Here is a 21,160-nt window from a genome sequence, read left to right as displayed (position 1 = left end):
CCCCCACCCAGAGGTAGACACGATGCGTGGAAACATCGCCCAGTTGATGCAGCAGGCGCAGAAGATGCAGGAAAACATGCAGCGCGCCCAGGAAGAGCTGGCCAGTCTCGAGGTCACCGGCGGCGCCGGCGGCGGCATGGTCGAGGTGACCCTGTCCGGCCGCATGGAGTGCCGCAAGGTGCGGATCGATCCGAGCGTGATCTCGGATCCGGAAATGGCCGAGGATCTGGTGGCGGCGGCGTTCAACGACGCGGTTAACAAGGTCAACGCCGAATCGGCGGAAAGGATGTCCGCGGCCACCGCCGGCATGGCGATGCCGCCCGGCATGAAGATGCCGTTCTGATCCAGCGCGCCCGGACGTGACCGCTTCACTGCTCGAACAGCTCATCGAGTCCCTGCGGGTATTGCCCGGGGTGGGGCAGAAAAGCGCCCAGCGCATGGCCTACCACCTGCTTGAGCGCGATCGCGAAGGCGGCAAGCGGCTGGCGACGGCGCTGGCCGGCGCGGTCGAGCGCATCGGCCACTGCGAGCGCTGCCGCGACTTCAGCGAGAGCGAACTGTGCGCGATCTGCGCCAGCGCCTCGCGCGATGCGCACCTGCTGTGCGTGATCGAGACCCCGGCCGACCGGCTGGCGATCGAGCAGGCCACCGACTACCGCGGCCTGTACTTCGTCCTGCACGGGCGGCTGAGCCCGCTGGACGGCATCGGCCCGCGCGAGCTGGGCCTGGATCGCCTGGGCGAGCGCCTGGGCGACGGCCAGGTGCAGGAAATGATCATCGCCACCAATCTCACCGTGGAAGGGGAGGCGACCGCGCATTACCTGGCCCAGCTGGCGCGCCAGCACGGCGTGCGGCCCAGCCGGCCGGCGCACGGCCTGCCGTTGGGCGGCGAGCTGGAGTACGTGGATCGAGGCACGCTGTCGCACGCCTTCGGCAGCCGCTCGGAGATCGCGTAGGAGCGCAGCGCGCGCGCTCCTGCAATGACGTTTCCATCAAGGAGGTGCGCTGTGAGCGAAGACACCATTTTCCATCGGATCATGCGGCGGGAAATCCCGGCCGACATCGTCTACGAGGACGACGACATCATCGCCTTCCGCGACATCGCGCCGCAGGCGCCGGTGCACATCCTGTTCGTGCCGAAGAAGACGATCCGCGGACTGGACGATGCCCAGGCCGACGACGCCGAAATGCTCGGGCGCCTCGCCCTGGCGGCGGCCGGCTACGCGCGCCGGGAAGGCTTCGCCGAGAAGGGCTACCGGGTCGTCATGAACTGCAACGAGGAGGGCGGCCAGACCGTCTTCCAGATGCACCTGCACCTGCTGGCCGGGGCGCCGCTGGGCCACTTCGGCACCCCGTAGGCCGGGCCTGCGCCCCGGTTACCACCACCACATGCCGTAGGGGTGCCAGTAGTACGGGTGCGGGTGGTGGATCACCCGGGTCTCGCCGCGCTCGGGCCACAGGTAGACCACGTCGGCGTCGATGCGCGGCATGCGGTAGGCGTACTCGCCGATGCGCGCGTCCTCGTGGCCGGCGATGCGGCCGGTGAAGGTGACCTCGCGCTCCTCGGTGAACACCGCCGGATCGTAGAAGCCCGCCCGGCAGGCCATGAAGCGGCCGCTGCTGCCGTCCTGCGCGCCGTAGGGGCGGCCCTGGCCGTCCAGGTGCGAGGAGAGCATGGTGAAGCAGGTGCGGTCGGCGCGCGGTTCGACGTCGATCACCTGTCCGCCCCAGCGCACCATCGCGCCGGTGTGGTCGCCCGCGCTTGCCTGCTGCGGCGTGACCGGCAGGTACTGGCCCTGCAGCGGCGAGGGCTGGGTGGCGCAGCCGGCGAGCATGGCTGCGAGCGACAGGGTGGTGAAGGTCGTCAGCAGCTTGCGGTGGGTTGTCATGTCGGATCCTCCAGTGGAGCCCGGCGATCCGGCCGGTGCGCGTCCAGATCACGCGCCAGGGCACGGCCGGTGGCCGGGTCGGCCTTTTCACCAGCGTAGCGCCAATCAACGAAACGCGCGCTGAGCGGAGCCAGGCCGGCGGCGGCACCCGGATGCGCCTGCACGATCCGTCCGGCCCAGGCCGTCGCCGGCTCGTGCGCCTCGGGCGCCAGGCCCAGCGGCGCGTAGCGCCGGCCCAGGCGCCGCCAGGCGCGCAGCACCGGGTCGCGCTCGCGTTCGCCGCGGGCCACCAGCCACAGCATCCACGCCAGCGCCAGGCCGGCCAGGGCGGAGAACAGGATGATCAGCTGGGAGATGCCCAGATCCCGGATCCCGATCGGGGACAGCAGCTGGCGCTGGCGCGCGGCGTCGAAGCCGAGGAAGGCGGTGTTCCAGCCGCGCCGCAGCCAGTCGCCCAGATCGCGGGCGGCGACGAAGTTGCCCAGCGCGTCCAGCCCTCCCGCCTGCTGGCGATCCTCCAGGGTGTCGAAGATGCGCTCGGGCGCAACCGCGGCGGTCGGATCCACCCGCACCCAGCCGCGCCCCTCCAGCCACGCCTCGACCCAGGCGTGGGCGTCCATGTTGCGCACGATCCAGTAGTCGCCGAAGCGGTTGCGGTAGCCGCCCGCGTAGCCGGTCACCACCCGGGTCGGGATCCCGGTGGCGCGCAGCAGCACCGCGAAGGCCGAACTGTAGTGCTCGCAGAATCCTTCCTTCTGGTCGAACAGGAACTCGTCGACGGAATGGCGGCCGGGCAGCGGCGTGGCCATGGTGTAGGCGAACTCGTCGGTGACCCACTGCAGCGACCGCCGCACGATCGCCGCGTCGGCGGCGGGGCCGACGCCGGCCTCCGCGCGCCATTGCAGCCCGAGCGCCCGGGTGCGCGGGTTGAAACCCTCGGGAAGCCGCAGCGCCAGCTGCCGCAGCATCTGCGGCAGCTCAGGCTCGAACGCCGCCGGTGGCGCCGAGCGCAGGCTGAAGCGTCGCAGCTGCGACAGCGGCCGCGGCGAGGTCATCGAGAAGTCGCGCGACAGGCGCACGCCGTCGGGCGCCGCCAGCGGCAGGTCCAGCGCCACCACGTGGCGCCGGTCGGTGGGCTCGATCTCGATCTCGTAGTCCCACACCGGCTCGCCGCGCGCGGCTTCCGCCGGCGGTAGGCCGGCAAGCCACTCGGAGCGCTTCCAGGTGCGGCCGTCGAAATCCAGCATCACCGGCCCGCGCCAGTACATCTGGTGCGGCCCGGGCACGGGCCCGTTGAACGTCACCCGCGCCGCTGGCGAGTCGTCGCTCATGAAGTCGATCCACTCGCCCGGAGACATCGTGTCCGACAGCCCCGGGCGCGCCATCGCCCGATCCGGCACGCCCCACATCGGCGAGGCCATGCGCGGGAACAGCCAGAACGCGGCCAGTGCCAGCGGCAGGCCCACCGCCACCAGCCGCCCCACCGTGCGCAGCCGCCGCCAGGCGCCGCGCGCGGTGGCCTCGGTTTCCCCGGTGCGGGCCGGGCCCCGGTCCACCGACTCCAGCTCCGACAGGCGCAGCAGCGCCATCAGCGCCAGTACCACCCCGGCCAGCCCCAGCAGCAGCGACAGCGGGCCCTGGTCGAGCAGGAAGGTGGCGAAGGGCGCGAACAGGGCGAACCCGAGCAGGCTGCGGGCATCGCGCAGGTCGCGCAGCTCCATCGGCTTGATCGCCAGCATCGCCGCCAGCAGCGCGCAGCCGGTGTCGCGGCCGAAGTGGAATCCGTAGTTGGCCAGCACCAGCCCGAACAGCGCCAGCGCCAGCAGCGGCCGCGGCCACGCCGGCAGGTTCACCCGCAGCGACACCACCGCGCCCAGCAGGCCCAGTCCGCCCACGCCCAGCGCCACGTGGCCGGGCAGCTGCAGCAGCAGTGGCAGCAGGCAGGCGCCGGCGGCGGCCAGCGCCCAGCGCCTGCTGGCCTGGTCGAGCATTGCCGATCTCCTGCGCCGCCTGGCCATCACGCGTCTCCCGCGCCGGGCAGCAGCGCCAGCGCCCGCAGGCAGGCGTGGCGGTGCGCGGCGCCCCCGGCCGGGCCCAGCGGCGGCTGCCCGGGCAGCACCAGCCGGTAGCGGCGCTGGTCGCGCTCGGCCTCGTCCACCCAGCGCGCCAGACGCTGGATCCGCGCTTCAACCGGCAGCGCGGACAGCCCGTTCCAGTCCAGCACCACGTCCGCGCCCTGCGGCTCCTCGTACTCGCGCACCAGCAGCGAGTCGCGGCGCGCCGAGGGCTTCCAGGCGATCGCGCGGCGGCTGTCGCCTCGGCGCCACGGGCGCAGGTGGTGCACGTCGTCGCCGGCCGGATGCAGGCGCGCCTGGGCGTTGTCGCCCGCGCCCAGCGGCAGCGGCGGGCCGTGCGGCTCGGGCGCCGGATAGACCAGTAGCGGCTTTTCCGGCCACAGCCACGACCACGCGCGGGCCAGGCCCAGCGGGCGGGTGGTGGAGATCCGCAGCCGGCCGGGGTGGAGCCAGCCGCGCACCGTGGTCGGCAGTTCGACCGCGGCCTCGCCGGCGCCGCGTTCCAGCGACAGCACCGAGGCGGCCTCGCCGGACTCCACCAGCAGCCCGCGCCGGGCCCGACGAGGATCGGCGCGCACGTGCACCCGCAGCAGCAGCGGCTTGCCCGCGGCCACGGGCTCGGCGTTGACGGCGTGTACTACCAGCCCGCTCAGCTGCAGGTGGGCGGCGATCAGGCTGGCCAGCGCGGTTCCGGCCAGCACCAGTCCCAGCAGCAGCGCGGGGTTGTTGTTGTAGTTGAGCGCGCCCACGCCCATCGTCACCAGCAAGACCAGGAAGAACAGCCCGAACCAGGTCGGCAGCACGTAGATCCGCCGGCGGTCGAACCGCACCGGCAGCGGCTCGGGCCTGCGCGGAAGGGCGAGCAGCTGCAGCCTGGCGCCCAGGCTGCGCGCGCCCGGCTCAGTCCACCGGGACCGCATGCAGGATCGACCGCGCCAGCGCCGCGCCGTCGGCGGCTTCGGTCTCGGGTACGAGGCGGTGGGAGGCCACGGCGGTGAACAGGGCCTGCACGTCGTCGGGCAGCACGTGCTGGCGCCCGGACATCAAGGCGTGCGCGCGCGAGGCACGCAGCAGCGCGATCCCGGCGCGCGGGGACAGGCCCACGCGCACGCCGTCATGGTGGCGGCTGCGCGCCACCAGCGCGTGCACGTAGTCCACCAGCGCCTCGCTGGCGTGCACCCGGCCCACGGCCTCGCGCAGCCGGTGCACGTCCTGCAGGGTCATCACCGCTTCGGCGCTGGCGATCAGGTCGCGCCGGTCACGGCCGTCCAGCAGCGCGCGTTCGGCATCCTGGTCCGGATAGCCCAGGCTCAGCCGCAGCAGGAAGCGATCCAGCTGCGAATCGGGCAGCGGATAGGTGCCGGCCAGATCCAGCGGGTTCTGGGTGGCGATCACGAAGAACGGGTCGGGCAGGGCGTGGGTGTGGCCGTCCACGCTCACCTGGCGCTCGGCCATGGCCTCCAGCAGGGCGCTCTGGGTGCGCGGCGGGGCGCGGTTGATCTCGTCGGCCAGCAGCACGTGGGTGAAGACCGGGCCCTGGTGGAACTCGAACTTGCGCGTGCCCGTGTCGTAGATCGACACGCCCACGATGTCCGAGGGCAGCAGGTCGGAAGTGAACTGGATGCGCTGGAAGCCGAGCCCGAGGGTGGCGGAGATCGCGTGGGCGAGGGTGGTCTTGCCCAGTCCGGGCAGATCCTCGATCAGCACGTGGCCGTCCGAGATCAGGGCCACGAACGCGAGCCGCACCGCCTCGCGCTTGCCCAGCACCAGGCCGTTGACCTGCTCCTGCGCCGCGTCGATGGCGCTTAACAGTCCGTCGGTTAGCATGTCCGCCGGCGCTGGGGATGCTGACATCGATGTCTCCGGTTCAAGGGCGCGCAAGAGGTGTGCGCCGGCCGGCGCCAAGCCAGTGTAACGGGGTCTTTGTACGGATGCCGAAAGACATCGACATGCGTGACGGCGGGCTGCGGATCGCGGAAGCGCGGCGCGCCTTCATCGTCCTGTGGGCGGTGGTCGCGGTGCTCAAGCTGGTGGTCGCCAGCCAGCTGCCGCTGTTCGTGGATGAAGCCTTCTACTGGCAGGAAGGCCAGCACCTGTCCTGGGCCTACTCCGACCTGCCGGGGCTGACCGCGTGGCTGATCCGGCTCGGCGTAGAGGTCGCGGGCAACAGCCATCTGGGCGCGCGCCTGCCGTTTCTGCTGATGGGCGCGGCGCTGCCGTGGATGATGGTGCACATCGTGCGGCGCGAGTTCGGCGAGGGCCGGGCGCCGTGGCTGGCCGGCAGCGCCACCGTGCTGCTGCCGCTGGCCGGAACCCTGGGGATCATGGCCCTGCCGGACGTGCCGATGGCGCTGGCGACCGTGCTGTGCATCGATGCGGGCGCGCGGCTGCTGCGCCGGGTCGACCACGGCGCGGCGGTGGTGCTGGCGCTGGGCCTGGCGATCGGCGCGCTGAGCCACTACCGCTTCATCGCGGTGATCGGCGTGGGCGTGGTGGCGCTGGCGCTGCTGCCGTCGGGCCGCCGCGCGCTGCGCGATCCGCGGGTCTGGGTCGCGATCGCGTTCGGCGCCGCGGCGTGGGTGCCGCTGCTGGCCTGGAACCTGGAGAACGCCGAGGCCGGCCTGCGGTTCCAGCTGGTCGAACGCCATCCCTGGGCGCTGCATGCCAGCGGCCTGCGCTTCATTCCGCTGCAGGCGGTGTTCGTGACCCCGCTGCTGCTGGTGGCGCTGCTGATGGGCGCCTGGCGCGCGGCCCGGCCCGGCAATCCGGAGACGGTGCGCCTGTTCGGTCTGCTGGGTGGGCTGGTGGTGCTGGGCTTCTTCGGGCTGGGCTTCTTTGCCGATACCGAGCGGGTCAGCTTCCACTGGCCGCTGCCCGGCTACCTGGCGCTGATCGCGCTGGTGCCGGCGGTGCTGGCGGGCTGGCCGCGCTGGCTGCGGCGGGCCACCTGGGGGCTGGCGGGGCTGGGGCTTGCGGCGGTGTTCGCCTACTACATCGCGGTGTCGATCCCGTCGCTGCGCGCGCACAGCGCGGCGTGGAAGTGGTATCCGTCCAACTTCGCCGGCTGGGACGTGCTCGCCGACGCGGTGGAAGACGAACTGGCCGGCATGCCCGAGGGCACGCGGCTGGTGGCCGACAACTTCAAGATCGGCGCCGAGCTGGGCTTCCGCATGGACGATGCACGCATCGAGGTGCTCGACCATCCGCTCAACCGTTTCCACGGCCGCGCCCCGCAGCTGCAGCTGTGGGGGCTGGAGACGACCGGGCGCGCGCAGTGGGGTGACGATCCGGCGCTGCTGGTGGTGGGTGCCAGCGACGTGCCGTACCACGCCCTGCTGCAGCGCTATCACCAGCTCTGCGGCCGGGTCGGGCCGCTGCCACCGCCGCGGGCGCTCAACATCGATCACGGCAGCCAGCGCTTCCTGCTGTTTGCGCTTGATCCGGCCGCCGGCCCCGATGCGCCCTGCGTGGCGCCGGCCATGGCCTGGATCGACGCGCCGGTGAGCGGGGCCAGGGTGGGGCGGCCGTTCGAGGTGGAAGGCTGGGCGTTCAAGGACGGGGTGGGCCTGTCGCGGGTGGAAGTGCTGCTCGACGGCGAGGTGGTGGCCGAGGCGGAGTACGGGCTCGACAACCCCGGGGTTGCCGGCTATTGGCGCATCTCCACCGATCCTTCGCACCCGCAGGTGGGTTTCCGGGCGACGGTGGATGCCGAAGCCCTGGCGCATCCCGGCCGCCACTGGCTTGGCCTGCGGCTGCACGGCAGCGACGGCAGCGTCGAGGACTGGCGCGAGCAGCCGGTGCTGGTGGACTGACCCGCCCGCTCAGGGCGCGGGGAAGCCGGCCTGGCGCAGCAGCCGGGCGGTGGCGATCAGCGGCAGTCCGACCAGCGCGGTGGGGTCGTGGCTGCCGATCGCCTCGAACAGGGTGATGCCCAGCGCCTCGGCCTTGAAGCTGCCGGCGCAATCGAACGGCTGCTCGGCATCGACGTAGCGCTCGATCTCGGCGGCGGCCAGCTGGCGGAAGTGAACCGTGGTCAGATCCAGCGCCGCGAACGCCTGCCCGCCACCCACCAGCGCCACCGCGGTGTGGAAACCGATCGTCCGCCCGGACATGGCGGCCAGCTGCGCCATCGCCGCTTCGCGCCCGCCGGGCTTGCCCAGCGGCGCGCCGTCCAGCTCCGCCACCTGGTCGGAGCCGATCACCCATGTGTCGCGGGCCGTGTTCGCCACCGCCGTGGCCTTGGCGCGGGCCAGCCGCTGCACCAGCGCCGCGGGTTCCTCGCCTGCCAGCGGGGTCTCGTCCACCTGCGGCCTGGCGGTGTCGAACGGCACCCGCAACCGCTGCAGCAGTTCGCGGCGGTAGGGCGAGGTGGAGGCCAGGATCAGGCGCATCGCGGCCGGCCGGCTCAGTGCAGGGGCGCGCGGGCGCGCTCGACCTGCAGCAGCTGGTGCTCGATCCGCTGGCTGGCCTGTTCGATCGAATCGCGCACGGTATCCAGCTCCTGCAGCGACGCCTGTGCGCCGTGCTGCTGCAGCCACAGGCGCTGGCGGAGCATCTCCTGCATGGCGTCGCGCACCGGGTTCTCGCCGTCGCCGGCGACCGCCTCGATCTCCGCCCGCGCCGTGCGCAGCCGCGCTTCCAGCGCATCCGCCGCGTCCAGCACGCCGGAGACGGCCCGGTGGCGGCGGCCGGCGGCGCGCCGGCGCGAATACAGCCGGGCGCAGGCGAACACGGCGGCGGCTGCAAGCAGCGCGGACAGGAGTTTGATCACGGGCCGGAACCGGGCGGGCGGACGGGCAGTCTGCCGCGCCGTGCCGGAACCGGCAAATTGCCCGCCGGGACAAGGGGTTGCCCACGCGGCCGGGTTTGACAGCGACGCCCGCGATGCCTAACATTCCGCCTCTTATGTCCGCGGAAGTGCCCGGAAAGGTCGACGGGTGGCGCATGGCCGCCACAGGTCGGGTGTACGAAGGGAGGCTGCCGCTGGCCGGGATGGCGCGTCTTCGCGACCTGCTGTTCGACGCGGAAGGCATTGCCGACTGGTCAGCCGCCTTCGGGCGCGACGAATTGGAAGTGCCGTACGTGGAGGTTCGGGTACAGGCCGTGCTGCCGCTGGAATGCCAGCGCACGCTGCGGCGGTTCGAGCATCCCGTCCAGGTCGAGCAGCGCTACGGTCTTGTCCGCAGCGAAGAGGACGAAGCCGCGCTTCCGGAAGGCTACGAGGCGCTGCTGGTGCCCGAGGACGGCGGCCTGGAGCTGCCGGCGCTGGTGGAGGATGAACTGATCCTCGCCGTGCCGCTGATCCCGGTGGCCCCCGGCTCCGAATCGGTCGAGCGCGACTGGCCGGTGACCGCGGACGAAGAAACACGCGCCAACCCGTTTTCGGCGTTGGCGGCCCTGAAGAAGAAGTAGCAACAACCGAACCCTGCTGGAGCAACTCCCATGGCTGTGCAGAAATCCCGCGTCTCCCCCTCCCGTCGTGGCCAGCGCCGCGCGCACGACAGCCTGTCGGCCAAGCAGCTGTCGACCGACCCGACCACCGGCGAGACCCACATCCGCCACCACATCACCGCCGACGGCTACTACCGCGGCAAGCAGGTGATCGCGCCCAAGGCCGTCATCGTCGACGAAGACTGATCCATCCGCGCCGCCGTCCCGCTGACGGCGGCCCCGCGGGCAACGCGCTCCGTCGCGCCCGTGTAGCATGCCCGTTGGCGTGCAAGGCACCAGGTCGAGGACGGTTTTGCAGATGAACCAGACGGGCACGGCCCAGCGCGTGTACTCGCGCATCGCGGGCACCGGCAGCTACCTGCCGGAAAAAGTCGTCACCAACGACGATCTGGCAAAGATCGTCGATACCAGCGACGAATGGATCGCCGCGCGCACCGGCATCCGCCAGCGCCACATTGCCGCCGACGGCGAAACCACGTCCGACCTGGCCTACCACGCCTCGATGCGTGCGCTGGAGGCCGCGGGCGTGCGGCCCGAGGAGCTCGACCTGATCGTGGTCGGCACCACCACCCCGGATCTGATCTTCCCGTCCACCGCCTGCCTGCTGCAGCACCGGCTGGGCGCCAACGGCTGCGGCGCGTTCGACGTCAACGCCGCCTGCTCCGGCTTCCTGTTCGCGCTGTCGGTGGGCGACAAGTTCATCCGCACCGGCGACGCGAAGACCGTGCTGGTGGTCGGCGCTGAAACCCTGACCCGCATGGTCGACTGGGAAGACCGCACCACCTGCGTGCTGTTCGGCGACGGCGCCGGCGCGGTGGTGCTCAAGGCCGATACCGAAACCGGCATCCTCAGCACCCACCTGCACGCCGACGGCGGCAAGAAGGAGCTGCTGTGGAACCCGGTCGGGGTCTCGGTCGGCTTCAAGGAAAACGAGAAGAACGCCGGCGTGGTCATCCGCATGGCCGGCAGCGAAGTCTTCAAGCACGCGGTCAAGGCGCTGGATGCAGTGGTCGACGAGACCCTCTCCGCCAACGGCCTGGACCGGCACGACCTGGACTGGCTGATCCCGCACCAGGCCAACCTGCGCATCATCGAGGCGACCCGCAAGCGCCTGGACCTGCCCGAGGAGCAGGTGGTCGTCACCGTCGACCGCCACGGCAACACGTCGTCGGGTTCGGTGCCGCTGGCGCTGGACGAGGCGGTGCGTTCGGGCCGCATCGAGCGCGGCCAGCTGGTGCTGCTGGAAGCCTTCGGCGGCGGCTTCACCTGGGGCTCGGCGCTGCTGCGCTACTGATCGCGGCGGCCACGCACGGGCCCATCGGCCGCGGCGCTACATACGCCGCGGTACAGACATCCCGGCGCGCGGCCCCGTATCATTCGCGGTTGTTTTCCCGATCCTGGACGTGCGCGTGACCGACTCCCGCCTTGCCTTCGTATTCCCCGGACAGGGATCCCAGTCGCTGGGCATGCTGTCCGAACTGGCGACCGCGCACGAAGCGATCATCAACGATTTCGCCGAGGCCTCCCAGGGTGCCGGCGTCGACCTGTGGGCGCTGTCGCAGCAGGGCCCGGAAGAGCGCCTGAACACCACCGAATTCACCCAGCCGGCGCTGCTGGCGGCCGGCGTGGCCGTGTACCGCCTGTGGCTGGCACGCGGCGGTGCCCGTCCGGCCCTGCTGGCCGGCCACAGCCTGGGCGAGTACGCCGCGCTGGTGGCGGCCGGGGTGCTCTCGCTGCACGACGCCGCGCGCCTGGTGCGCCTGCGCGGCCAGCTGATGCAGGACGCCGCGCCCGCCGGTACCGGGGCGATGGCCGCCGTGCTTGGCACCGAAGACGAGGTCGTGGCCGAGGTCTGCGCCGAAGCCTCCGGTGAGACGGTGGTGGTGCCGGCCAACTTCAACTCGCCCGGGCAGGTCGTCATCGGTGGCCACGCGGCCGCGGTGGATCGCGCGCTGGAGCTGCTCGCTGCCCGCGGCGTGCGCAAGGCGGTCAAGCTGGCCGTGAGCGTGCCCTCGCACACCCCGCTCATGCGCGAGGCCGCCAACCGCCTGGCCACCGCCATGGGCGACATGCAGTGGCGCGAGCCGGAGCTGCCGGTGGTGCAGAACGTCGACGGCGAAGTCCACGACGGCGCGCACGCCATCCGCGACGCGCTGGTGCGCCAGCTGTACCGGCCGGTGCAGTGGACGGGCTGCGTGCAGGCGCTGGCCGCGCGCGGCGCCACCCGCATCGGCGAGTGCGGCCCGGGCAAGGTGCTCGCCGGCCTGGTCAAGCGCATCGACCGCTCGCTGGATGCCCGCCCGCTTGGAACCCCGGACACCTTCGACGCCGCCCTGGCGGAGTGGAAGGACTGATCCGCGGCAACGACTGTCCCTGAGGAACCCGTACACATGACCGAATCCCTGAAAGGCGAGATCGCCCTGGTCACCGGCGCCAGCCGCGGCATCGGCGCGGCCATTGCCGACGAGCTGGCCGCGCGCGGCGCCACCGTGGTCGGCACCGCCACCACCCAGGGCGGCGCCGACGCGATCGGCGAGCGCCTGTCCGCCCACGGCGGCCACGGCCGCGTGCTGGACGTCGCCGACGGCGCCGGCATCGATGCCCTCATTGACAGCATCGGCAAGGACATCGGCCCGATCTCCATCCTCGTCAACAACGCCGGCATCACCCGCGACAACCTGCTGATGCGGATGAAGGACGAGGACTGGCAGGCGATCCTGGATACCAACCTGACCAGCGTCTACCGCGCCTCCAAGGCGGTCATGCGCGGCATGATGAAGGCGCGCAAGGGCCGGATCATCAACATCGCCTCGGTGATCGGGGTGACGGGCAACGCCGGCCAGGCCAACTACGCGGCGGCCAAGGCCGGCGTGATCGCCTTCAGCAAGTCGCTGGCGCGCGAGATCGGCTCGCGCGGGGTGACGGTCAACGTGGTCGCGCCGGGCTTCATCGCCACCGACATGACCCGCGACCTGCCCGAGGACGCGAAGAAGGACATGGCCGCGCAGATCGCGCTGGGCCGCCTGGGCGAGGCGGCCGACGTCGCCGGCGCCGTGGCCTTCCTGGCCGGCCCCTCGGCCGCCTACATCACCGGCGAGACCCTTCATGTCAACGGCGGCATGTACATGCCCTGACCCATGCATTCCGGGGCGCAAGCCCCTGAACAGGAAAGGGTGGCGGAGCCCTTAGCCCCGCGCCCGGCTTTCCCTTAAACTATCGGGCCGCAAGATTTCGGCCCCACGGAGCAGAGAACCCATGAGCAGCATCGAAGAACGCGTCAAGAAGATTGTGGTGGAGCAGCTGGGCGTGAAGGAAGACGAGGTCAGCGCCAGCGCTTCGTTCGTCGACGACCTTGGCGCCGACTCGCTGGACACCGTGGAACTGGTGATGGCCCTCGAGGAAGAGTTCGAGTGCGAGATTCCGGACGAGGAAGCCGAGAAGATCACCTCGGTGCAGCAGGCCATCGACTACGTCAAGGCCCACGTCAAGTCGTAATACCGTCGGGCGAGGATGTGCCGGCCCCTGGCCGGGACATCCTGCCGTTGCGTGCCACCCCGGACTGGTCCATGGGCGGCGCGCCGATGGACACGGGGCCGCGCATGCGGCCCCGTTTGTTTCCGGGCCCGCATGCCGGCGCGTCCGCATCCCACTGATTGAAGGAGCACTCCATGTCCAAGCGTCGCGTGGTCGTCACCGGTCTGGGCATCCTGTCGCCGCTGGGCAATGACCTGGTTTCCAGCTGGGAAGGGATCACCGCCGGCCGCTCGGGCATCGGCCCGATCACCCATTTCGACGCGTCCGCGTTCCCCACCCGGATCTCGGGCGAGGTCAGGGACTTCGACGCCTCGAAGTGGATCGCGCCCAAGGACATGAAGAAGATGGATCCGTTCGTCCATTACGGGGTCGCGGCCTCGATGATGGCGATCGGGGACGCCGGGCTGGAGATCGCGGGCGACGACGCCGAGCGCATCGGCGTGGCCATCGGCGCCGGCATCGGCGGCCTCAAGGGCATCGAGGAAACCACCCTGAAGTACAACGAAGGCGGCCCGCGCAAGGTGTCGCCGTTCTACGTACCCAGTACCATCATCAACATGATCGCCGGCCAGGTCTCGATCATGACCGGGGCCAAGGGCCCCAACATCGCCGCGGTCACCGCCTGCACCACCGCCACCCACAACATCGGCCTGGCGATGCGCATGATCCAGTACGGCGACGCCGACGCGATGATCGCCGGCGGCGCCGAGTACGCCACCACCCCGACCTCGCTGGGCGGCTTCTGCTCGATGAAGGCGCTGTCCACCCGCAACGACGCGCCGGAGCAGGCCTCGCGCCCCTGGGACGAGGGCCGCGACGGCTTCGTCATGGGCGACGGCGCCGGGATCCTGGTGCTGGAGGAGTACGAGCGGGCCAAGGCGCGCGGCGCGCGCATCTACGCCGAGCTGGCCGGGTTCGGCATGAGCGGCGACGCCTTCCACATGACCGCGCCGAGCGAGAACGGCGACGGCGCCGGGCGCTGCATGAGCGCGGCCATCGCCGACGCCGGCGTCGACCTGGCCCGGATCGGCTACATCAACGCCCACGGCACCTCGACCCCGGCCGGCGACCTGGCCGAGACCATGGCGATCAAGTCCGTGCTCGGTGCACACGCCGAAAAGGTCGCGGTCAGCTCGACCAAGTCGATGACAGGCCACCTGCTCGGCGCCGCCGGCGGCGTGGAAGCGGTGTTCTCGGCGATGGCGATCCAGAGCGGCGTGCTGCCGCCGACGATCAACCTCGACAACCCCTCCGAGGGCTGCGACCTGGACTACGTGCCGCACACCGCCCGCGAGGCGAAGGTGGACGTGGTGCTGTCCAACTCGTTCGGCTTCGGCGGCACCAACGGCACCCTGGTCTTCGCCCGGGTCTGACCCCGCTTTTCTTCGGGCCCGCAGGGCGGAGCAAGCTCCTCCCTGCCCGGACAGGACGCCACATCCGTGCTGATCACCCGTCCGCTGCCCTCCGACATCGGCCTGCTGGCGCTGCACCGGCTGGATCCGGCGCGCTACCCCGTGCTGCTGGAGTCGGTCGCGCACGGTACCGCCCAGGGACGCTGGGACATGCTGCTGGTGTCCACCGGGGCCGAGCTCGTGCTTGGCAAGGACGGCATCACCCGCGATGGCGCCGGCGTGGCGCTGCAGGGGCGCTTCCTCGACCTGCTTGACGGCTGCTGGCAATCGCTGCGGCTGCCGCGCGAGGAGCCGCGCTGGCCGTTCCGCGGTGGCTGGGCGCTGCTGCTGGGCTACGAGCTCGGGATGCAGGTCGAGCCGGTGCTTCGGCTGCCGCCGGCCCCCGGCCACCTGCCGGTGGCCATCGCCCTGCGCTGTCCGGCGGCGGTGCTGCGCGAGCGCGGTACCGGCGAGTGCGTGGCCCTGGCCGAACGCGGCCACGAAGCGCTGCTCGATCGCATCGCCGCCGACGCGCACGCCGCGGCCGGCCAGGCGCCCCTGCCACAGTGGCGGCCGCCGTCTTCGCTTGGGGAAGACGACCCGGATGCGTTCACCGCCGGGGTGGAGCGCATCCTGGAATACCTCGCCGCCGGGGATGTGTTCCAGGTGAACCTGTCCCGGGCCTGGCGGGCGGGCTTCGACCACGTTCCGCAGCCCGCCGAACTGTACGCGCGGCTGCGCCAGGCCAGTCCCGCGCCGTTCTCCGGGCTGTTCGCCTGCCAGGGCGGTGCGATCGCCAGTGCCTCGCCCGAGCGGCTGGTGTCGGTGCGCGGCGACGTGGTCGAGACCCGCCCGATCGCCGGCACCCGGCCGCGCCTGCCCGGCGACGACGACGCCGAGCGGATCCGGGAGATGGCCGGCGATCCCAAGGAGCGCGCCGAGCACGTGATGCTGGTGGATCTGGAGCGCAACGACCTGGGCCGGGTGTGCACGCCGGGCAGCGTCGAGGTGGACGAGCTGATGACCGTGGAAAGCTACGCCCAGGTGCACCACATCGTCAGCAACGTGCGCGGGCGCCTGCGTGGTGACGCCACGCCGGGCGAGGTGATCGCCGCGGTGTTCCCCGGCGGCACCATCACCGGCTGCCCCAAGGTGCGCTGCATGCAGATCATCGCCGAACTGGAGGGCACCGGCCGCGGTGCCTACACCGGCGCGATGGGCTGGCTCAACCGCGACGGCGACCTCGACCTCAACATCCTGATCCGCAGCGCCGAACTCGAGGGCGACACGCTGCGCTTCCGCACCGGCGCCGGCATCGTCGCCGACTCGCGGCCCGACCGCGAACTGGCCGAAACCCGCGCCAAGGCCCGCGGCATGCTCCTCGCCCTGCGCGGGTAAAGCGGCCATGCGCGCGAAGCCGCGTGAATCCAGGCAGCGCACGATCGCCGCGAACACGAGGGCCCGACGGCCCGCGAACCCCACCGCACAAACCGTCACCCGGCTTCGCACGCCTGGCGTGCCCCTACAGCCGGGATGGCCAAGGTATCCTGAGGCGATGATCTTCTTCTCCAAGACAACGCTGGTGGATCGATGAGCAGGCGCGGGCTGGGAATCGGGCTGTTTTTCGTGGTTTCGGCGCTGCTGGCCGGGGTGCTGGCGTACCTGGCGTGGAACCACCATCAGGGCTTCGCCAACGGGCCGCTGTCGGGCATCGACGAGGGCGATACCGTGATGGTCGAGCGCGGGGACTCGTTCCTGCGCGTGCTCGGCAGGCTGCGCGAAGCCGGCATCAGCGACGGCCACCGCGTCGAATGGCAGCTGCTGGCGCGGCGGCTGGACGCCGGCGGCCGGCTGCAGGTGGGCGAGTACCAGCTCGAACCCGGCATGAGCGCCACCGACGTGCTGGTGAAGATGCGCGACGGCCGGGTCATCCGCCACCGCTTCACCATCGTCGAGGGCTGGAACATCCGCGAACTGCGCGCCGCGCTGGCCCGCGCCGAGCCGCTGCTGCAGGAAACCGCCGACCTGGACGACGCCGCGCTGATGGACGCGCTCGGCCGCCCCGGCGTGCATCCGGAAGGCCGCTTCCTGCCCGAGACCTACCTCTACACCCGCGGCGACAGCGACCTGGATCTGCTGCAGCGGGCCGCCGCCGCGCTTGATGGCGCGCTGGAGCAGGCCTGGGACAAGCGCGCCGACGGGCTGCCGCTGGAGACCGCCGAGGAGGCCCTGGTGCTGGCCTCGATCATCGAGAAGGAAACCGGCCTGGCCTCCGAGCGCGCCCGCATCTCCGGCGTGTTCACCCGCCGCCTGCAGCGCGGCATGCGGCTGCAGACCGACCCCACCGTGATCTACGGCATCGGCAGCGCCTACGACGGCAACATCCGCCGCCGCGACCTGCAGACCGATACCCCCTACAACACCTACACCCGCGACGGCCTGCCGCCCACCCCGATCGCGATGGCGGGCGCGGACGCGATCCGCGCCGCGACCCGCCCGGAGCCCGGCGACGAGCTGTACTTCGTCGCGGTCGGCGACGACAGCGGCGGCCACGTGTTCTCGCGCACCTACGCCGAGCACCAGGTGGCGGTGCGCGAATACGTGCGGCGCTATCGCCAGCGCTTCGGCCCGGGGGCGCGCCAGGAATGAGCGCATTGCCGACGCACCCGCGCTTCGTCAGCCTGGAAGGCGGCGAGGGCGCCGGCAAGACCACCGTGCTCGGCGCGCTGCGCCGCGAGCTGGCGGCCGCCGGCGACGAGGTGGTGGTGACCCGCGAGCCGGGCGGGACGCCGCTGGCCGAGAGCATCCGCGGCCTGCTGCTGGATCCCGGGCATGAGCCGGCGGCGCCGGAGACCGAGCTGCTGCTGATGTTCGCCGCCCGCGCCCAGCACGTGCGCGAAGTGATCCGGCCCGCGCTGGAGCGCGGCGCCTGGGTGCTGTGCGACCGCTTCACCGACTCCAGCTACGCCTACCAGGGCGGCGGCCGCGGGCTGGATCGGGGCCTGATCGAAACCCTGGAGCGCGCCGTGGTCGGCCTGCGCCCGGGGCTGACCTTCCTGCTCGACCTGGACGTGGCCACCGGCCGCGAGCGCACCCGCGGCCGCGACCTGGTGCCCGACCGCATCGAGCGCGAGCGCGACGGCTTCTTTGAACGCGTGCGCGCCGCCTTCCGCGAGCGCGCCGCCGCAGATCCCGGCCGGTTCCGGGTGATCGATGCCTCGCAGCCGGCCGATGCCGTGGCCGCGGCCGCGCTGGCCGCGCTGCGCCAGTGGCAGGAGGCCGCATGAGCGGCATGCCGACCGCCCCGCTGGCGCCGTGGCAGCAGCGCATGTACGAGCGCGCCGTGGAAGCGCTCGACTCCGGCCGCATGGGCCACGCGCTGCTGCTGTCCGGCCCGGAGCGGCTGGGCAAGCGCGCGGTGGCCGAGCGCCTGGCGCAGTACGTGCTGTGCACGGCGAAGGAGGGCGCGCGCCCCTGCGGCCGCTGCCGCTCCTGCGAGCTGTACGCGGCGCGCTCGCAGCGCGACCCGCTGGAGCACCGGCCCGACGGCAGCCTGTCCCATCCGGACGGACACCCGATGCACCCGGATGCGGTGTTCGTCAGCTACGCGTGGCGGATGTCGCCGAGCCCACAGCGGCAGCTCACCCAGGTCAGCGTCGACCAGATCCGCGAGCTGTCCGAGCGCCTGGGCAAGTCGGCGCAGTACGGCGGCGGCAAGGTCGCCATCATCGAGCCGGCCGAGGCGATGAACGAGAACGCCTGCAACGCCCTGCTCAAGACCCTGGAAGAGCCGCAGCCGGGCCGCTACCTGTGGCTGGTGGCGGCCAACCCGATGCGCCTGCCGGCCACCATCCGCAGCCGCTGCCAGCGGCTGGAGTTCCGCCTGCCGCCGCGCGAGGAGGCGCTGGCGTGGCTGGGCGCGCAGGGGTACGACGACAGGGCCGCCACCGAGGCCCTGGACGCCGCGCGCGGACATCCGGGCCTGGCCGCGTCCTGGCTGCGCGACGGCGGCATGGAACTGCGGCGGGAGGTGGCGGCCGACCTGGCCGCGCTGGCCCGCGGCGAGCTGGCCCCGTCCGAAGCCGCCAGGCGCTGGACTGCCGAAGGCGCCGATGCCGTCTCGCGCCTTGGCCACGCCGCTGACATCGCCGTGGGCAAGGCCTCAGGCTTGACCGACCCGGAGCGAACCCGCAGGCTTGCGGCGTGGTTCGATGAAGCCAACCGCACCCGCGACCTGCTGCGCACCACCGTGCGCGCGGATCTCGCGGTCGCCGGGCTGCTGTTGCGCTGGCGCGAGCTGGCCGCGGCCGGGCGTTGAACCACCACACAGGAGGGGAGTGATCGATGGGGGCAACCGGGCCAGGCGCGCGACAGGGCATCCTGTCGCTGGCGGTGAAGGACAAGGCGGCGCTGTACAACGCCTACATGCCGTATCTCAAGCACGGCGGCATCTTCGTGCCGACGCCCAAGCGCTATTTCCTCGGCGACGAGGTGTTCCTGCTGCTGACCCTGCCCGAGACCAGGGATCGCCTGCCGGTGGCCGGCAAGGTGGTCTGGGTCACTCCGGCCGGCGCCCAGGGCAACCGCACCGCGGGCGTGGGCGTGCAGTTCGCCGACACCAACGAGGGCGAGACCGTGAAGGGCCGCATCGAAACCCTGCTGGCCGGCATCCTGACCTCGGAAAAGCCCACCCACACGATGTAGCCCGGCCCGCTTGGCCCCGCCTTGGCAGGAGCGCGCATGGCGGGCTCCTGCGGGAAAAGGTCAGGGCCGCAGCGCGGGGTTGTCCCAGCCCGGACGCGGGGCGAAGCGCTCGCCGTACTTGCCCTGCAGGGCCTTGAGCCGCTCCAGCAGCTTGTCGGCGCCGGTGTCGCGGATGTGCTGGATCGGGCCGCCGCGGAAGGGCGCGAAGCCGGTGCCGAAGATCACCCCGGCGTCCAGCAGGTCGGCATCGTCCACCACGCCATCGGCCAGCGCCGCCACGGCTTCGTTGAGCAGGGCCAGCACCAGCCGGTCTTCCAGGTCGTCCGGCGCCCTGTAGTCCTTGGGCAGTTCGGGCTTCTTCGCCTTGCCGTCCTCCCAGGCGTACAGGCCCTGGCCGTCCTTCTTGCCGCGCTTGCCCGCCTCGGGCGGCTGCGCCAGCGCCGCGGGGATCCGCAGGCCCAGGAACGGGGCCAGCTCCGCCGCCACGCCCGCGGCCACGTCCAGGCCCACGGTGTCGATCAGCTCGATCGGCCCCATCGGCATGCCGAACTTCACCGCCGCCCGGTCGATCGCCGCGCCCGGGATGCCCTCTGCGTACGCGGTGGCGGCCTCCAGCATGTACGGGAACAGCAGCCGGTTGACCAGGAACCCGGGGCTGCCCGCCACCGGCACCGGCAGCTTGCCGGTGGCGCGGCAGAAGCCGGCCAGGCGATCCTGCGTGTCCGCCGCCATCGCCTCGTGGCGCACGATCTCCACCAGCGGCATCAGCGCCACCGGATTGAAGTAGTGCAGGCCGGCGAACTGCGCCGGCCGCTGCAGGCCCGGGGCCAGCGTGTCCAGCGGGATCGAGGAGGTGTTGCTGGCCAGCAGCGCGCCCGCGCCGAGCCCGGGCTCCACCTGCGCGTACAGTCCGCGCTTGGCGTCGGCGTCCTCGATGATCGCCTCGATCACCAGGTCGGCCCCGGCCACGCCCGCGCCCTCCAGGTCGGACTTCAGCCGCGCCGCGACTTCCGGCCGCCTGGCGTCGTCCTTCACCTTCTTCGCAAACAGGCCCTGGGCCCGCTCGATCGCCTTGTCGATGTAGGCCTGCTCGCGATCCTGCAGGGTGACCTGGAAGCCCTTGTAGGCCGTCCAGGCGGCGATGTCGCCGCCCATCACGCCCGCGCCGACCACGTGCACGCGTTCCACGCCGTGCTCGCGCGTGCCCAGGCCCTTCAGCCGCTCCTGCAGGAAGTACACGCGGGTGAGGTTGCGCGCGGTCGGCGTGCCCGCCAGCTTGACCACCGAGCGCCGCTCGGCGTCCAGCTTCGACTGCAGGCCGCCGCCGCTGCGGCGCCAGGTCTCGATCAGCGAATACGGCGCCGGATAATGCTCCCTGCGCGCCTTGCCGGCGACCTGCTTGACCAGGATCGGCGCCAGCGCCTGCCGCACCGGCCAGGTGTTGGTGGCCCAGCCCATGAAGCGCTGCTTGAACGGCCGCGTGGTGCCATTGAGCGCAAGCCCGGCCGCGGCGTCCAGCAGCAGCGCCGGCTCGGCCACCTTGTCCACCAGGCCGATGCCGCGCGCCGCCTTCGCCGACAGCGCGCGGCCGGTGAGCATCATGTCGAACGCGGCCGGCGCGCCGACCAGCCGCGGCAGGCGCACGCTGCCGCCCCAGCCGGGGTAGATGCCCAGCTTCACCTCGGGCAGGCCGATCCGGGTGGAGTCATCACTGCTGGCCACCCGGTAGTCGCAGGCCAGCGAGATCTCGGTGCCGCCGCCCATGCAGAAGCCGTGGATCGCGGCCACCGTGGGGCAGGGCAGGTCGGCCAGGCGCTGGAACACCTGCTGGCCGCGGTGGATCGAATCGCCGATGGTGCCCCTGGCGTCGAACTCGGCGAATTCGCGGATGTCGGCGCCGGCGATGAAGCCCTTGTCCTTGGCCGATGCCAGCACCAGTCCACGGGGCGGATCCAGCGCCAGCCGCTCCAGCAGGCCGTCAAGCTCGATCAACACGTCCTGCGCGAACGTGTTGACCGACTCGCCCTGGCGGTCGAACGACAGCACGAGCACGCCGTCCTCGCGCAGCGCGGCTTTCCAGTGGCTGAAGCGCAGTCCGTCGAGGCCTGCAATCATG

At 72.0% G+C, this 21,160-nt stretch carries 23 protein-coding genes; 16 read left to right on the top strand and 7 right to left on the bottom strand.

Annotated features, from left to right (window positions below; genetic code table 11):
- Nucleotides 1-22: 22 nt before the first annotated feature.
- Genes ACOZ90_RS09015 through ACOZ90_RS09005 form a run of 3 tightly spaced genes read left to right on the top strand, consistent with a single transcriptional unit; the run spans nucleotide 23 to nucleotide 1,358 of the window.
- A complete protein-coding gene (locus ACOZ90_RS09015) occupies nucleotides 23-343 on the top strand; it encodes a YbaB/EbfC family nucleoid-associated protein (RefSeq protein WP_422893325.1) in 321 nt (106 codons plus the stop codon).
- A 16-nt stretch (nucleotides 344-359) separates the two neighbouring features.
- Nucleotides 360-956, top strand: a complete 597-nt coding sequence (recR, locus tag ACOZ90_RS09010) for a recombination mediator RecR (protein ID WP_422893324.1) — start codon at nucleotides 360-362, stop codon at nucleotides 954-956.
- 51 nt (nucleotides 957-1,007) lie between these two features.
- Nucleotides 1,008-1,358, top strand: a complete 351-nt coding sequence (locus tag ACOZ90_RS09005) for a histidine triad nucleotide-binding protein (protein ID WP_422893323.1) — start codon at nucleotides 1,008-1,010, stop codon at nucleotides 1,356-1,358.
- A gap of 18 nt (nucleotides 1,359-1,376) precedes the next feature.
- Here ACOZ90_RS09005 and ACOZ90_RS09000 read toward each other — a convergent pair whose 3' ends face one another.
- Genes ACOZ90_RS09000 through ACOZ90_RS08985 form a run of 4 tightly spaced genes read right to left on the bottom strand, consistent with a single transcriptional unit; the run spans nucleotide 1,377 to nucleotide 5,818 of the window.
- Nucleotides 1,377-1,889, bottom strand: a complete 513-nt coding sequence (locus ACOZ90_RS09000) for a Slp family lipoprotein (RefSeq protein WP_422893322.1) — start codon at nucleotides 1,887-1,889, stop codon at nucleotides 1,377-1,379.
- A complete protein-coding gene (locus ACOZ90_RS08995; RefSeq protein ID WP_422893321.1) occupies nucleotides 1,886-3,880 on the bottom strand; it encodes a transglutaminase TgpA family protein in 1,995 nt (664 codons plus the stop codon). Before ACOZ90_RS08995 ends, ACOZ90_RS09000 begins: the two co-directional genes overlap by 4 nt.
- 26 nt (nucleotides 3,881-3,906) lie before the next feature.
- Nucleotides 3,907-4,884, bottom strand: coding sequence for a DUF58 domain-containing protein (locus tag ACOZ90_RS08990; RefSeq protein ID WP_422893320.1), 978 nt, complete (start codon nucleotides 4,882-4,884; stop codon nucleotides 3,907-3,909).
- Complete coding sequence (locus ACOZ90_RS08985; protein ID WP_422893319.1) at nucleotides 4,865-5,818, bottom strand: AAA family ATPase; 954 nt, start codon at nucleotides 5,816-5,818, stop codon at nucleotides 4,865-4,867. The genes ACOZ90_RS08990 and ACOZ90_RS08985 overlap by 20 nt, the downstream gene beginning before the upstream one ends.
- A 77-nt stretch (nucleotides 5,819-5,895) precedes the next feature.
- Here ACOZ90_RS08985 and ACOZ90_RS08980 point away from each other — a divergent pair, with 77 nt between their 5' ends.
- Entirely contained in the window at nucleotides 5,896-7,776 is a 1,881-nt protein-coding gene (locus ACOZ90_RS08980) for a glycosyltransferase family 39 protein (RefSeq protein WP_422893318.1), read from the top strand.
- A gap of 9 nt (nucleotides 7,777-7,785) precedes the next feature.
- Here ACOZ90_RS08980 and ACOZ90_RS08975 read toward each other — a convergent pair whose 3' ends face one another.
- Together ACOZ90_RS08975 and ACOZ90_RS08970 are read right to left on the bottom strand one after the other, a co-directional pair.
- Nucleotides 7,786-8,355: a Maf family protein gene (locus ACOZ90_RS08975; protein ID WP_422893317.1), complete on the bottom strand. Its 570-nt coding sequence runs from the start codon at nucleotides 8,353-8,355 to the stop codon at nucleotides 7,786-7,788.
- A gap of 14 nt (nucleotides 8,356-8,369) precedes the next feature.
- Nucleotides 8,370-8,735: a hypothetical protein gene (locus ACOZ90_RS08970; protein ID WP_422893316.1), complete on the bottom strand. Its 366-nt coding sequence runs from the start codon at nucleotides 8,733-8,735 to the stop codon at nucleotides 8,370-8,372.
- A 134-nt stretch (nucleotides 8,736-8,869) separates the two neighbouring features.
- On the opposite strand from ACOZ90_RS08970, the gene ACOZ90_RS08965 reads away from it, so the two are divergent.
- The 12 genes from ACOZ90_RS08965 to ACOZ90_RS08910 all read left to right on the top strand — a co-directional run bounded on the left by ACOZ90_RS08965 (nucleotide 8,870) and on the right by ACOZ90_RS08910 (nucleotide 19,044).
- Entirely contained in the window at nucleotides 8,870-9,376 is a 507-nt protein-coding gene (locus ACOZ90_RS08965; RefSeq protein ID WP_422893315.1) for a YceD family protein, read from the top strand.
- Between the two features lie 30 nt (nucleotides 9,377-9,406).
- Complete coding sequence (gene rpmF, locus ACOZ90_RS08960) at nucleotides 9,407-9,601, top strand: 50S ribosomal protein L32 (RefSeq protein ID WP_422893314.1); 195 nt, start codon at nucleotides 9,407-9,409, stop codon at nucleotides 9,599-9,601.
- Between the two features lie 112 nt (nucleotides 9,602-9,713).
- Complete coding sequence (locus ACOZ90_RS08955; RefSeq protein ID WP_422893313.1) at nucleotides 9,714-10,709, top strand: beta-ketoacyl-ACP synthase III; 996 nt, start codon at nucleotides 9,714-9,716, stop codon at nucleotides 10,707-10,709.
- Between the two features lie 115 nt (nucleotides 10,710-10,824).
- Nucleotides 10,825-11,769, top strand: a complete 945-nt coding sequence (gene fabD / locus ACOZ90_RS08950; protein ID WP_422893312.1) for an ACP S-malonyltransferase — start codon at nucleotides 10,825-10,827, stop codon at nucleotides 11,767-11,769.
- Between the two features lie 36 nt (nucleotides 11,770-11,805).
- Nucleotides 11,806-12,549: a 3-oxoacyl-ACP reductase FabG gene (gene fabG / locus ACOZ90_RS08945; protein ID WP_422893311.1), complete on the top strand. Its 744-nt coding sequence runs from the start codon at nucleotides 11,806-11,808 to the stop codon at nucleotides 12,547-12,549.
- Between the two features lie 121 nt (nucleotides 12,550-12,670).
- Entirely contained in the window at nucleotides 12,671-12,910 is a 240-nt protein-coding gene (gene acpP, locus ACOZ90_RS08940) for an acyl carrier protein (protein ID WP_422893310.1), read from the top strand.
- Between the two features lie 173 nt (nucleotides 12,911-13,083).
- Entirely contained in the window at nucleotides 13,084-14,322 is a 1,239-nt protein-coding gene (fabF, locus tag ACOZ90_RS08935; protein ID WP_422893309.1) for a beta-ketoacyl-ACP synthase II, read from the top strand.
- A 66-nt stretch (nucleotides 14,323-14,388) separates the two neighbouring features.
- Nucleotides 14,389-15,738, top strand: a complete 1,350-nt coding sequence (locus ACOZ90_RS08930) for an aminodeoxychorismate synthase component I (protein ID WP_422893308.1) — start codon at nucleotides 14,389-14,391, stop codon at nucleotides 15,736-15,738.
- Nucleotides 15,739-15,930: 192 nt separating this feature from the next.
- On the top strand, nucleotides 15,931-16,989 hold the full coding sequence (gene mltG, locus ACOZ90_RS08925; protein ID WP_422893307.1) for an endolytic transglycosylase MltG: 1,059 nt from the start codon (nucleotides 15,931-15,933) through the stop codon (nucleotides 16,987-16,989).
- Nucleotides 16,986-17,627 (top strand): dTMP kinase, encoded by a 642-nt coding sequence (gene tmk / locus ACOZ90_RS08920; RefSeq protein ID WP_422893306.1) that lies wholly within the window; start codon nucleotides 16,986-16,988, stop codon nucleotides 17,625-17,627. The genes mltG and tmk overlap by 4 nt, the downstream gene beginning before the upstream one ends.
- Nucleotides 17,628-17,632: 5 nt before the next feature.
- A complete protein-coding gene (locus ACOZ90_RS08915) occupies nucleotides 17,633-18,658 on the top strand; it encodes a DNA polymerase III subunit delta' (protein ID WP_422893438.1) in 1,026 nt (341 codons plus the stop codon).
- A gap of 26 nt (nucleotides 18,659-18,684) precedes the next feature.
- The gene (locus ACOZ90_RS08910; RefSeq protein ID WP_422893305.1) at nucleotides 18,685-19,044 is read left to right on the top strand and encodes a PilZ domain-containing protein; all 360 of its coding nucleotides are present in this window, start codon (nucleotides 18,685-18,687) and stop codon (nucleotides 19,042-19,044) included.
- Nucleotides 19,045-19,104: 60 nt separating this feature from the next.
- Here the strand turns inward: ACOZ90_RS08910 and ACOZ90_RS08905 are convergent, their stop codons facing one another.
- Nucleotides 19,105-21,159, bottom strand: a complete 2,055-nt coding sequence (locus ACOZ90_RS08905) for a 3-hydroxyacyl-CoA dehydrogenase NAD-binding domain-containing protein (protein ID WP_422893304.1) — start codon at nucleotides 21,157-21,159, stop codon at nucleotides 19,105-19,107.
- Nucleotide 21,160 lies beyond the last annotated feature (1 nt).

The organism is Luteimonas dalianensis (genome assembly GCF_049339425.1).
In the GTDB taxonomy this organism is placed as follows: Bacteria; Pseudomonadota; Gammaproteobacteria; order Xanthomonadales; family Xanthomonadaceae; genus Luteimonas; species Luteimonas dalianensis.
The sequence above is the reverse complement of the archived record's forward strand: the minus strand, read 5'-3'. Positions and strand labels throughout refer to the sequence as shown.